A 12,477-nucleotide genomic window follows, 5' to 3' on the forward strand; every position below is an offset into this window, starting at 1 on the left:
GTGTCCGGGGTCAGCCGACCCCGGGTCCCTCGTAGGCCCCGATGTTGGGAACCGACGTCGCCGACACGTCGTTTCCGAACCAGTCCTTGCCGCCGTTGTCCGTGATCAGGGCCCCGGCGGACAGGGCCGGGGAGCCGGCGGAGAGCCTGAGGTCGGGCTGGAGCAGCGGGTCGGCGTGGATGCCGCCGGGGTTGGGGCGGGTGATGTCCACACCGTGGAAGAGGTTGTGGGAGAAGGAGAGCCCGGGGGTCGGGTTCTTGAACGCGTACCCGCCGCTCTGGCCCTGGTTGACGAAGATGTTGTTACGGATGGACAGCTCGTGCCGGGTGGTGGCGGGGCTGCCGGCGTCGTCCTGGACGAGGTAGCCGGGGACCGTGGTCCGGTTGACGAATGTGTTGTTGTAGATCTGAGTGTTGAGGATCGGGCCCCAGCAGTTCTGGACGAGGCGGGCGCCGTCGTCGCGGCTGATGTTGTAGCGGACGACGGTGTCCAGCGTCTTGGCCCCGCTGTAGGGGCAGATGAGCAGGAAGCCACCGGTGTTGTCGTGGCTGTAGTTGTACTGGAAGACGGTTCCCTTGGACGCTCCGTCCGCGTCGAAGGACATGCCGTCCTTGGTGTTGCCGCCGCCCGAGACCTCGTTGTACTCGATGACGGTGTCGTCGGTGTTGAAGGTCCAGATGCCGGCGTTCGCCGCCTTGGAGCGGAGCTGGAAGCCGTCGAGGCGGTTGTGGTCGATCCGGGCGCCACGGGTGGTGTCGATCTTGATGCCGTCGCCGGCGAGGGACGTCAGGCTGTTGTGGTGGATACGGACGTTCAGGCTGGGCGTCCAGGTGCCGGGGTAGGCGTTCGGGTCCTGCTGGTTGCCCACCAGGTCCCGTTTGGAGAAGCGGGACTTGAAGTAGATGCCCTCGCGGTCGACGTCCCTGATGTCGTTGTGGTGGATGTCCAGGCCGTCGTACCAGCTGGGAACGGTGGTGCCTTCGACGGCGATGTGGATGGCGCTGGATCCCGTGAGGGTCTTGAAGTCCCCGCCGCGCACGTCGTGGATCGAGAGGTGGTCGAGGGTGATGCCCTTCGCGGCGCCGTGGTCGGCGAGCCTCAGCCGGACGCCGTTGCGTTCGGTGCCGGGGGCGGCCGCGTTGGTGATCTCCAGTCGGGTGAGGCGGATGTACTGGGGGTTGGCGAGGAGGACGGCGTCGTGGGCGCCGTTGCCGTCGATCACGGCGCGACCGGCCGCGTCACCGTAGTCGGCGATGGTGAAGGGGTCCGTGGCGGAGCCGGCGCCCTGCGGCTCGAGGGTTCCGGTGCAGGTGGTGCCCCGCTTGAACAGGAGCCGGTCACCGGGGCCGTAGGGGTGCGCGTTGGCCTCGGCGAGGGTGGTCCAGGGGCGTAGGGCGGTGCCGTCGCCGGGTGTGGTGGCGGAGCAGTCGACGTAGTGGCGGTCCCCGGGCGGGGCCGCGGCCTGCGCGGGGGCGAGGGGGAGAAACGGGAGCGCCAGGGCCGCCGTGAGGACGAGGGCATGCGTACTGCGCTGGGTCACAGATCCTCCGGATCGAGGGTGAGGTGGGAGGTGGTTCCGTTCTTCCAGGTCACCTGGAGCGTGCGGCCGGTGACCTGGACGGTCGCGAGGGTGGTGACGGGCGCCGGGTCCGGTTCGGCGGTGAGGGAGGCGAGGGCCACGAAGAGGGTCTCGGGGCCGCTGGTGGCGCCGTGCAGGGCGGCGGTGCGGGTGTCCGGGCCGCCCTGGAGGGTGGCGCCGGTGGCGAGTTCGACGGGCTCGGTGGCCTGCGGATAGCCGTGGACGGGGTGGAGCTGGGCCGTGGGGCCTCCGGGGGTGGTGGCCCAGCCGGTCTGGCGTACGGGAGTTCCGTCGGGTGCTCCGAGGACGAGGTGGGCGCGGACCTCGGCGCGGCCGTGGGCCAGGGTCGCGGAGAGGATTCGGATGCCGGGGAGTGGGGTCTGGAGGGAGGCGGCCCGGTCGGGGCCGGTGCCCAGGGGTGTCGCGGGCCCGCGCCGGGTGACCCGGCCTTCGACGACCAGGGCGAAGTGGTTGTCGGGCTGGTCGGGCGGGGTGGTCGGGCCGGTGCGGGTGGAGTAGGCGTAGCGGGCGTAGCCGGAGTCGTCGTCGCCGGCCGGGTCGCTGCTCACGTGGTTGCTGCCGTGGTTGTGGAGGCGGACGAGTCCGTCGGCGGCGGTGGACTGGATGAGCAGGGCGGCCGGCGCGACGGGGCGCACGGTGTCGGCGCGCTCGGCGGGGAGGGGTTCTTCGGGGTCGGTCCAGGCCGGATGGTCGGCGGGGAGGAGGAGGCCGAGGAAGCCCTTGGCGGCCCAGTAGGGGGAGGCGGGTCCGGAGTAGCTCTGCACGGCCGGCTCGTACGGGCCGTGCCAGCCGAGGGTGAGAAGGCCGCGTTCGTCGGTGGCGCCCCGGTCGAGGAAGTACCGGACGGTGCCGGAGGCGAGGCGGCGGGTGGCTCCGGGGGTGAGCGGGGTGTGCCCGGTGAGGGCGCCGAGCCAGGGGGCGGCAGCGGCGGCGAAGCGGTAGGTGAGGGAGCGGCCGTACGGGAGGGGGGCGCCGTCGGCGTCGAAGAGGTGGACGTGGTCGTCGAGCTGGCGCCGCAGTCGCGGGCCGTAGCGGTCCAGGAGGTCCTGGTCGCCGGAGAGGTGGGCGTGCAGGACGGGGTAGAAGTGCAGGGCCCAGGCGTTGTAGTGGTCGAAGGCGCGGTTGTCGCCGTCGCTGTACCAGCCGTCGCCGAGGTACCACTTCTCGATGCGGTCGAGCGAGCGGCCGATCGTGACGGCGGCGCGGTCGGTCTCGATGCCCGCGTCCTGGAGGAAGCCGGCGACGGTGAGGCCGAAGAGCCACCAGTTGTTGTCGACCGGGGAGGGTTCGAGGGCGGGCAGCAGCCAGTCGACGGCGCGTTGCCGGGTGCGGTCGTCGAGGGTGTCCCAGAGCCAGGGGCGGGTCAGGCGCAGCCCGAGGGCGACGGAGGCGGATTCGACGACGGCCTGGCGTACGTCGGTGAGGAGGGGCCAGGAGTCGGGTCCGGCCGCGCCGGGCTCCTCGGTGCCGGCGGCGAGCCCCTCGGCGTATCGGGGCAGGTGGCCGTGCGGGTCCTCCCCTCGGGCGCCCGCCACGCGCAGCGCGGCGAGGAGGAACGTACGGGCATGGCCTTCGAGGCCGTCGGAGCGTGCGCCGGACCAGCTGGGGCGGGGGCCCGGCAGGTCGACGAGTCCGTGGCGGGGCGAGGCGTACGGCCGTACGGCGAGGAGGAGACGGTCGGCGGTGTCCTCCCAGTGGGCGCGGGTCCAGCCGGTGAACGGGCTGAGCTCACGGTTCTCGGGCGGCGTGGGCATGATGCTCCCTGAGGCGGACGTCTGCGTCGCCGGGAATCATCAACGCGCCTCGATCGAACGTCAATGGATCGGACCGAATGATCGAAACACCTTCGATTCGATCATTCGGCATGAGAAGGTCTGACCAGAAGGCCGGCGGACCGCCGGACCACCACACCGCAAGGGGGAGAACCGCCGTGCGCGAGAGTGCCGCCGAACGACACGACCGACTGCTGGCCCTGGTGCGCGAGCGCGGTACGGCCCGGGTCGCCGACCTGGCCACGCTGCTGGGGGTCTCCCCCGTCACCGCCCGCCGCGACGTCGAGGCCCTTGCCGCCAAGGGCCTGCTCGACCGGGTGCACGGCCAGGTCTCCTGGCCGGAACGGCCGGAACGGCCGGAACGCCAGGGCGACCCGGGAGCCCGGCGCTCTGGCGAGGGTCTCGTGCTCGGACTGCTCGCACCCTCCGCCACGTACTACTTCGCCGAGGTCATCCGGGGTGCGCACGAGGCTGCGGCGCGCGCGGGGGCCCGGCTCGTGCTGCGGATCTCGGACTACCGCCCGGAGGAGGACCGCGCGCGCACCGAGGGCCTGCTCGCGGCGGGCGCCGAGGGCGTGCTCGTCGCGCCCAGCTGGCGGGGGCCCGAGGACCGGCTCGGGTACGGGGACTGGCTTGCCGAACTGCCCGTGCCCGCCGTGCTCCTGGAGCGCCGGGCCGACCCCGGCACGCCCCTCGACGCCCTGGACCAGGTGGTCTCCGACCACGGCCACGGCGTCCTGCTCGCCCTGCGTCACCTGCTGGAACTGGGACACGGCACCCCGCTGCTCGTGGCCCGCGGCGACAGCCCGACGGCGCTCGCGGTGCGTGCCGGATACGCCGAGGCCCTGGGCACCCTGGGCCTGGAGGCGCCCGGCCCGGTGATCGATTCCGTACCGGCCGACCAGAACCCGGAGGGTTTCGAGCGAGCGGTACGGGCCCTGCACGAGGCGGTGACCTCCGGCCGGGTGAGCGCGGCCCTGGTCCACAACGACGTGGACGCGATCGAGATCGTCCAGCGGCTGGCGGACCTGGGAGTGAAGGTGCCGGAGGACCTGGCCCTGATCGCGTACGACGACGAGGTCGCCGCGCTTGCCGACACCCCGCTCACGGCGGTCGCCCCGCCCAAGCGCCAGGTGGGGCGCCATGCCACGGAGTTGCTGGTGGAGCGGCTGACGGAGGCCCAGGACGAGGAGGCCGCGCGGCGCCATCTGAGCCTGTTGCCGCGGCTGCGGGTGCGGTCCTCCTGCGGCGCTCCCCGAGGAGTCCACCACGCCTGAGAGGCACCCGCCTCACTCTGATCGATTCGATCTTTTTTCGATCAATCAATCTTTCGCTCTTGACTTCGGTCATGAACGGTCACAGGATCACGGCCACACACCCCCCGTGCCGCCGTCCTCAGGAGCTGTGCCGTGAGCCGCAGTTGGAGCAGAACATCCCGTGTCATAGCCGGAACCGCCACCGCCCTCGCCGTCCTCACGGCCTGCGGCGGCGGTGAAGGCGGTACCGACGCCGCGTCGAACGAGCCCGTGACCATCACCTTCTGGGGCTGGGCCAAGGGCTCCAAGGACGTGGTGGACGCGTTCAACGCCTCCCACAAGAACATCCAGGTGAAGTTCGAGGAGATCCCGTCCGGCACCGCCGGCGGCTACGCCAAGATCTCCAACGCCGTGAAGGCGGGCAACGCGCCCGACCTGGTCTCCATCGAGTACGCCTCGCTCCCCGAGTTCGTCAGCTCCGGCGCCCTCCAGGACATCGGCGGCGAGTTCACGGAGGCCGACCGGGGCAAGCTGCTGCCGCAGACGGTGGAACTCACCACCCTCGGCGGCAAGACCTGGGCCGTGCCCTTCGACGCCGCCCCGCAGGCCTTCTTCTACCGCAAGGACCTCTTCGCGAAGTACGGCGTCGAGGTACCGGCCACCTGGGACGCGTTCAAGGCCGCGGCGGAGAAGGTGAAGAAGGCCGACGCCAAGGCCAGGATCGCCACCTTCTTCCCCGACGACCCGACCACCTTCGAGGCGATGACGTGGCAGGCCGGCGCCCAGTGGTTCAAGGCCGAGAACGACACCTGGAAGATCAACACCACGGACGCGGCCACCACCAAGGTCGCCGCCTACTGGCAGGGCCTCGTCGACGCCGACCTCGTCCACAAGAACGCCTCGTTCAGCCCCGAGTGGACCGGGTCGCTCAAGAACAGCACGACCATCGGCTACCTCGGCGCGTCCTGGGGCGCGGGCGTCCTCAAGGGCACCCTCCCCGAGCAGAGCGGCAAGTGGGCCGTGGCGCCCATGCCGAGCTGGGACGGCAAGCCCGCCAGCGGCATGCTCGGCGGCACCTCCTTCGCCGTGACCAAGGACAGCAGGAAGAAGGCGGCGGCCGTCGAGTTCGCCGAGTGGATGTCCACCACCGAGGCCGGCGTCAAGGCCCGTATCGCCTCCGGCACCTCCAGCGCCTTCCCCGCAGCGAGCGCGCTGCGCCCCGTCGCCAAGGCCGCCTTCGACGCGAGCTACTACGGCGGCCAGGACATCTACGCCCTCTTCGAGCAGGCCGGCACCTCCATCAACCAGAACTGGGCCTGGGGCCCCACCACCGGCACCACCAACACGGCCATCAAGGACCAGTTCGGCAAGATCACCAAGGGTGGCCCGACGATCACCGACGCGATCAGGACCGGGCACGAAGCGACCGTCACCGAGCTGACCAAGCGCGGTCTGAAGGTCGAGGGCTGACCTGATGAAGGCCCGCACCCGTGCCGCAGCGTTCCTGCTGACCCCCTTCTTCGCCCTGTTCCTCGCGGTGATGGTGGTGCCGATCGGATACGCGGTCTGGCTCAGCCTGTTCACCGAGAAGCAGTCGGGGCTGGGCTTCGGCGGCACCGAGACCGTCTTCACCGGACTCGACAACTACACCGCGGCACTGGGTGACCGGGCCTTCCGCGAGGGCTTCGGCGTACTGCTCGGATACTGCCTGTTCTACATTCCGCTGCTGCTCGGCGGGGCCCTCGGCCTCGCCCTGCTGCTCGACTCGGCGCTCGCCCGCGCCCGCCGCTTCTTCCAGCTCGCGCTCTTCCTGCCGCACGCCGTCCCCGGCATCATCGCCGCGCTGATCTGGGTCTACCTCTACACGCCCCAACTCAGCCCGGTCGTCCAGGCCATGGAGGCCGGCGGCATCGGCTTCGACTTCTTCTCGCCCGAGGGAGCCCTGCCCTCCGTGGTCAACATCGCGCTGTGGGAGTGGCTCGGCTACAACATGGTGATCTTCTACGCCGCCCTGCAGGCGATCGACCGCTCCGTCCTGGAGGCGGCCACCGTCGACGGCGCCGGCTCCTGGCGCATCGCGTTCAGCATCAAGGTCCCGCTGATCCGCGCCTCGCTCGTGATGGTCGGCCTCTTCACGGTCATCGGCTCCCTGCAGCTGTTCACCGAGCCGCTGATCCTCAACAAGGGAACGGGCTCGGCCGTCACCTCGACCTGGACGCCGAACATGTACGCGTACACCGCGGCCTTCGACCGCAACGACTACGGACTGGCCGCGGCCGCGTCCGTCCTGCTGGCCCTGACGGCGGCGCTGCTCTCCTTCGCCGTCACCCGACTGACCGGCCGCCGGAAGGGGAAGACGGCATGAGCAAGCCCCGCAGCCCCCGCACACCATCCGTCTGGCTCTCGAAGACCGCGGTCAACGGAGCGCTCGTCCTCGCCGTCGTCTACATGCTCTTCCCGCTCGTCTGGCTGCTGACCGCCGCCACCAAGGACGCGGGCGGCCTGCTGGCCGGCAACGCCTTCTCCTTCGAGGGCTTCGACCTCGGCGGGAACCTCTCGCGCCTCGCCGCGTACAACGACGGCATCTACTTCCACTGGTACGCCAACAGCCTCCTGTACGCGGGTCTTGGCGCCCTCGCCTGCTCGCTGATCAGCGTCGCCGCGGGCTACGCCTTCGACAAATACCACTTCCGGGGCAAGGAGAAGCTCTTCGGCCTGGTGCTCCTGGGCGTGCTCGTCCCCACCACGGCGCTCGCCCTGCCCATGTACCTCCTCGCCAGCGAGGTTGGCATCGTCAACTCGTACTGGGCTGTGCTGATCCCCGTCCTGGTGAACCCCTTCGGGGTGTACCTCTCCCGGGTCTTCAGCGCCGGCTACATCCCGGACGAGGCGCTGGAGGCCGCCCGTATCGACGGCGCGGGCGAGCTCCGCACGTTCTGGTCGATCGGTCTGCGCATGATCATGCCGGGCTTCGTGACCGTCTTCCTCTTCCAGTTCACCGCGATCTGGAACAATTTCTTCCTCCCCCTGGTGATGCTCTCCGACCAGAAGCTCTTCCCGCTGAGCCTCGGTCTGTACGCGTGGAACAGCAACGCCCACGCGGAACCCGACTTCTACCCCCTCGTCGTCAGCGGGTCCCTGCTCGCCGTCGTCCCCCTCGTCGTCGCCTTCGTCTCCCTGCAACGCCACTGGAAGGCCGGTCTGACCGCCGGCAGCGTCAAGTGAGGAGCCCGGGTCCCACGATGTCCACGATGGACCGATCCCCCGAGAACACCGACAACGCCCGCCCGACCCTCCTTCTCTCCATGGGCCCCGGCATCGCCGAGCGCCTGCTCACGGACTCCCACCGCGCCCGCCTCGCCGCCCTGACCCGCACCGACCCCCGCCTCGTCGCCCACGACCTCGACGCGCCCGGCCCCCGGGTCGCCGCCGCCCTCGCCGAGGCGGAGATCCTCCTCACCTGCTGGGGCGCGCCACCCCTGACCGCCTCCGTCCTGGACCGCGCCCCGCGTCTGCGGGCCGTCGTCCACGCGGCCGGCTCGGTCAAACACCATGTCACCGAGGCCTGCTGGGACCGCGGCCTCGCCGTCACCTCGGCCGCGGCGGCCAACGCGCTGCCCGTCGCCGAGTACACGCTCGCCGCGATCCTCTTCGCGGGCAAGCGGATCCTCCCCTCGGCCCTGCGCTACGGAAAGGTCCGCGCCGACGACGCGTGGACGGCGGAGTCGGCGGCCTGGGGCAACTACCGGCGCACGGTCGGCCTGATCGGCGCCTCCCGGATCGGCCGCCGGGTCATCGAGCTGCTGCGGCCCTTCGACTTCGAGGTGCTGCTGTACGACCCGTACGTGACGGCTCCCGAGGCGCGCGCGCTCGGCGTGGAACCGGTGTGCCTCGACGATCTGTGCGCCCGCAGCACGATCGTCTCCGTGCACGCCCCCCAACTCCCCGCCACGCACCGGATGATCGGAGCGGCGCAGCTGGCGCTGATGCCGGACGACGCCACCCTCGTCAACACCTCACGAGGCTCCCTGATCGACGAGACCGCACTCCTCCCCCACGTGACCTCGGGCCGCCTCCACGCGGTCCTCGACGTCACGGACCCGGAACTCCCCTCCCCGGACTCCCCGCTCTGGTCCCTCCCGAACGTCCTCCTCACCCCCCATGTGGCGGGATCCCTGGGCAACGAACTCCACCGGATGGCGGACCAGGCCCTGGAGGAGGTGGCGCGGTACGGGCGGGGGGAGCCGTTCGCGGACCCGGTACGGCCGTCAGACCTGACGCGCTCGGCGTAGGGCGTCGAGGACGACGGGGAGGGCACGGGGTTCGAGGCGCAAGAGGGCGGGAAGCGCGTCCAGCAGGTCCATGTGCTGGAGCCGCCGCGCGAGGTGGACTCGACCGGCCTTGGACTCGACCGCCAGAGCGGCGGCGGGCCAGATCGAGTTCAAGCCACGGTCGCCGTCGCCGACGGCCTCCCGCTCCACCGCGATCCGTGCCTCAGCGGCAGCCCGGCCGCCCTCCCCGGCATCGAGGAGGTCTCTGATGAGCCCGTTCCTGAGCCCGGAGGAATGGTGTCCTTGGCCGTCCGTTCGGGCGACCAGGCGCTGAGCGCGGTCGTACTCGCCCACCTGCACCAGCGCGCTCACGAGCGCACTGGCATACCAGGGGGGTGAATCCCTGACCAGCTCGTCGAGCGCCTCGTCACCCTCGGCGTGCCTGCCGAGCAGGAAGAAGAACCGGATCACGTCGGAGAAGACCTCCAAGGAGGCACCCGCGTCCGGCACGTCCTGCGAGACGGCGTGCGCGAAGGCCGCCTCCGCATCTTCCCGGTGACCCGCCCTCGCCCGCTCCGCGGCGATCCGGCCCCACGCCGCGGCGCGGAACTCCGGCATCCCGACACGGTTCACGCAGGACTCCGCGGTCTCCCAGTCACCGGCGTCCGCCGCGGCCGAGACCAGCGTGCGCCACAGGTCGTCGCGTCCTTCCGGCCGTGTGTCCTCGATCACCGTGAGAGCCGACTCGAACAGCCCCGCGTGGCCGAGCCGCTCGACGATCGCCAGCCGTGCCATGTACGACGGTGGGTCGAAGCTCAGCCTTCGCGCCAGGGCCAGAGCGCGGTCGAACTCGCCCACCCAGGCCAAGGCTTCGACCGCGAAGTTCGCCCTGACCTGCCACCCTGTGGACTCGAACACCCCGAGCGGTGCCCCATCGGCCGGCCCGACCTCCGCCTCCACGTCCTTCAGCAGCTCCCGCGCCTGCTCCAGGTATCCCAGCTCGGCAAGAATCTTGGCGGTGTGTACGGGATCGAGCGTGCCGCCCCGGCCAGACGCGCGGACTTCGGCCTCCACCTCGGCGACCAGTTCGGCAGCCCGCTCGCGCACGTCACCTGCCGTTTCGGCACCAGCCTCCTCCGCCGCTGCCACCGCGCCCCGGACGAGGGCGAATCCGCCGTCGTCGCGAGCGACCGTCTGCGCGAGCGCCCGCCCGCGCGGGAAGTCCCCCGCCCGGGCCAGCGCCTCGACCACGAACTCCACCGGATCTTTGGCGATCGCCTCGTGCGCACAGCCGCGCGCCAGTCGCTCCGCCCGGTCGGTCTCCCCGGCTTGGACCAGGGCCACGACCACTCTGTTCAGTGCCAGTTCGCGGCACCTCTGGTCGTCGATCGCCCGGGCGATTTCCTCCGCCCGCGCATACGAGCCGCTGTTCGCCACGCCCGTCACGACGGAGATCATCGCCGAAGCCCGCGCCCGGGCGTCCTCGAGCCGGGCCGCCAGCTCCTGCGCCCTCCGGCATTCACCTCGATCCGCCAGCTCCTGGACGACGCGGCGCAGGGCCCAGTCCGACGCCTCTGGGTCCGCGTGGAGTCGGGCGGCTGACTCCGCCCGCTCGTACTCACCCGCTTCCGCGAGAGCCTCGACCACATCCGGCAGCAGGGGCGAGGCGCCCAGCAGCGTGTCCACTCGGAGGAGCATCTCGGCCGCGGCAGTCCGGCGCCCCGCGCCCAACAGCTCCCCGGCGACCCTTGCCAGTCCGAGACACCGACCTCCCGTCCCCTCCGTCTCGACCAGCCTCAGGGCTCGCCCCAGGTCGCCCTCGGCAGCGCGGGCACCTGCCACGGCCGCGATGCCCAACGCCCGTACCCGTTCGTCCCGTTCACGCAGGCACAGCGCCTCGGCCCGGTCGACGTCCCCGTCTCGCGCCCACGCTTCAGCCAGCACGGGCACCAGCAGCACCCGCACGTCGGCATCCTCGACGGCTTCGGCCACGCGCTCCGCTCGGCCGAGGTGGCCGGCGTCCGCCCAGGCCCTGCTCACCTCCGCGAGGGCTCTGTCACGCTCGTGGGCCACGACGTAGGGGTCCCGAAGGGCCGCCTCCTCCGCGTCCTCCAGGAGGCGTACGGCGTGCTCCCCGTCGCCCCGCGCGAAGAGCCGTTCGGCAACGTCGACCAGAGCGAGGGCCCTCCAGTCCAGGCTCGGGATGCTGCGGGCGAGCGCCTCCGCCCGGCCGATGCGGCCGAGGGCGGCCCAGGCCCAGGGCAGCGTCCTCGGGATCCGGTCGTTGCGTCCGACCAGCTCCTCGCGCTGGATCACCAACCGGATCAGATCCACGAGGCCCGGCACACCCGCGCCGACGTACGCCTCCTCCGTCACCCGTATCTCGTCCAGCGCCAGAACGTCCCCGCCCGTCTCTTCCAGCATCCGGTCGTGCCGCGCGTCGTCCAGCGCGCACGCCACCATCCGTTCCAGCTCACCGGCCGCCCGCAGCATCGGGAAGTACCCCCGCAGCAGGTAGCCCGGCGTCGCCTCCGGCCACCCCCGCCCCCGCCACTCCTCCGCCCACGCGTGCAGCCGCCCGCGCCACCGGTCCACTTCGCGTGCCCTGAGCATCTCCTCGGCCTGGACCTGGAGTTCCTCGTGGGCGAGGAGGTAGGCGCCGGACCGTACCGCGAACGTCCGGCCCGGGCCCGTGCGCAGGATGTCGCGGACGCGGTACGGGACCTCGTCCGTCAGCTCCGCCAGGTCGTCCGCCGTCAGGCCGCCGCCCGCCGCGAGGAGCAGGGCCAGCAGGTCGTACGCCACACCGCCCGCCTCCACCAGGTGCTTCAGCTCGCGTTCCGCCTCGGCGCGGATCGCGCGGGCGGACTCGGAGGGCTCCAGGATCCGTACGATCGCGGGGTCGTGGAGCGGGTGACCGGGCGGGACGTCCACCGGGAGCGGGGGGTTCAGGCGGCCGGAGACGATCACCCGCAGCGAGTCCGGCAGCAGGCTCGCGATCGAGTGGGCCTCCGGGCCCGTGGTCACGCCCCGGTCCTCGTCGAGGCCGTCGACGAGCAGGATCAGACGCTCGCCGCGGGCGGCGCACGCCTCGGCCGCCACCCGGTACAGACGGAGCAGGTGCGCCTCGCGGGTGGCCGCGGTGAGAAGGGCTGGCAGGCCCTCCCCCGCCAGCTCCGCCAGCTGCTCCAGCACCACGTCCACGAACGCGACCGCGTCGTTCTGCGCGCCCAGACGCGCGGTGATGAAGAACGGTACGATCCGCACCCCCGGCGGCGGGTTCAGTGCGAACCAGGACAGCAGCGCCGTCTTCCCCGCCCAGGCCTCCGCGCGCCACCAGGCGTACGCCGGGCCGGAGTCCGCGCGGCAGAAGGCCGCGAGTGAGGCCAACTCCTCCTCCCGGTCGACCAGTTCCGCCGGGGCGATCCGGCGGACCTGTTCCCAGTACGCCGAGCGGACGGCCGTTCCCGGGTGCTCGATCCGGTTGTGGTCGCCGGTCACCACGATCCCCGCGTCGCCCCCGACCGCGACCGACCGCTTCCCCCGTGCGTGCTGCATGCGCCCCATGCTGCCAGGGC

Annotated in this window: 8 protein-coding genes; 5 read left to right on the top strand and 3 right to left on the bottom strand. The window is 71.7% G+C overall.

The annotated features are described in order from the left end of the window. Positions 1–10 precede the first annotated feature (10 nt). Together ABZ939_RS24905 and ABZ939_RS24910 are read right to left on the bottom strand one after the other, a co-directional pair. The gene (locus ABZ939_RS24905; RefSeq protein ID WP_361859225.1) at positions 11–1,540 is read right to left on the bottom strand and encodes a right-handed parallel beta-helix repeat-containing protein; all 1,530 of its coding nucleotides are present in this window, start codon (positions 1,538–1,540) and stop codon (positions 11–13) included. Continuing rightward, positions 1,537–3,354, bottom strand: coding sequence for a DUF2264 domain-containing protein (locus tag ABZ939_RS24910; RefSeq protein WP_361859228.1), 1,818 nt, complete (start codon positions 3,352–3,354; stop codon positions 1,537–1,539). The genes ABZ939_RS24905 and ABZ939_RS24910 overlap by 4 nt, the downstream gene beginning before the upstream one ends. Before the next feature lie 176 nt (positions 3,355–3,530). Here ABZ939_RS24910 and ABZ939_RS24915 point away from each other — a divergent pair, with 176 nt between their 5' ends. The 5 genes from ABZ939_RS24915 to ABZ939_RS24935 all read left to right on the top strand — a co-directional run bounded on the left by ABZ939_RS24915 (position 3,531) and on the right by ABZ939_RS24935 (position 8,920). Beyond that, the gene (locus ABZ939_RS24915) at positions 3,531–4,649 is read left to right on the top strand and encodes a substrate-binding domain-containing protein (protein WP_361859231.1); all 1,119 of its coding nucleotides are present in this window, start codon (positions 3,531–3,533) and stop codon (positions 4,647–4,649) included. Between the two features lie 132 nt (positions 4,650–4,781). Then, positions 4,782–6,098 carry a sugar ABC transporter substrate-binding protein gene (locus ABZ939_RS24920; protein WP_361859234.1) on the top strand — a complete coding sequence of 439 codons (1,317 nt, stop codon included), beginning with the start codon at positions 4,782–4,784 and terminating at the stop codon, positions 6,096–6,098. Between the two features lie 4 nt (positions 6,099–6,102). Then, positions 6,103–6,993, top strand: coding sequence for a sugar ABC transporter permease (locus ABZ939_RS24925; protein ID WP_361859237.1), 891 nt, complete (start codon positions 6,103–6,105; stop codon positions 6,991–6,993). Continuing rightward, entirely contained in the window at positions 6,990–7,853 is an 864-nt protein-coding gene (locus tag ABZ939_RS24930; protein WP_361859240.1) for a carbohydrate ABC transporter permease, read from the top strand. Before ABZ939_RS24925 ends, ABZ939_RS24930 begins: the two co-directional genes overlap by 4 nt. Positions 7,854–7,879: 26 nt before the next feature. Further along, the gene (locus tag ABZ939_RS24935) at positions 7,880–8,920 is read left to right on the top strand and encodes a hydroxyacid dehydrogenase (RefSeq protein WP_361859243.1); all 1,041 of its coding nucleotides are present in this window, start codon (positions 7,880–7,882) and stop codon (positions 8,918–8,920) included. Here the strand turns inward: ABZ939_RS24935 and ABZ939_RS24940 are convergent. Continuing rightward, the gene (locus ABZ939_RS24940) at positions 8,897–12,457 is read right to left on the bottom strand and encodes a hypothetical protein (RefSeq protein WP_361859246.1); all 3,561 of its coding nucleotides are present in this window, start codon (positions 12,455–12,457) and stop codon (positions 8,897–8,899) included. The genes ABZ939_RS24935 and ABZ939_RS24940 overlap by 24 nt on opposite strands. Positions 12,458–12,477 lie beyond the last annotated feature (20 nt).

This window comes from Streptomyces sp. NPDC046712 (assembly GCF_040645695.1).
Lineage (GTDB): Bacteria > Actinomycetota > Actinomycetes > Streptomycetales > Streptomycetaceae > Streptomyces.

What these genes read in the sequence shown, in the direction of transcription:
- ABZ939_RS24930 (WP_361859240.1), top strand. Translation starts at nt 6,990, where the DNA reads ATGAGCAAGCCCCGCAGCCCCCGCACACCATCCGTCTGGCTCTCGAAG.
- ABZ939_RS24910 (WP_361859228.1), bottom strand. Translation starts at nt 3,354, where the DNA reads ATGCCCACGCCGCCCGAGAACCGTGAGCTCAGCCCGTTCACCGGCTGG.
- ABZ939_RS24940 (WP_361859246.1), bottom strand. Translation starts at nt 12,457, where the DNA reads ATGCAGCACGCACGGGGGAAGCGGTCGGTCGCGGTCGGGGGCGACGCG.
- ABZ939_RS24925 (WP_361859237.1), top strand. Translation starts at nt 6,103, where the DNA reads ATGAAGGCCCGCACCCGTGCCGCAGCGTTCCTGCTGACCCCCTTCTTC.
- ABZ939_RS24935 (WP_361859243.1), top strand. Translation starts at nt 7,880, where the DNA reads ATGGACCGATCCCCCGAGAACACCGACAACGCCCGCCCGACCCTCCTT.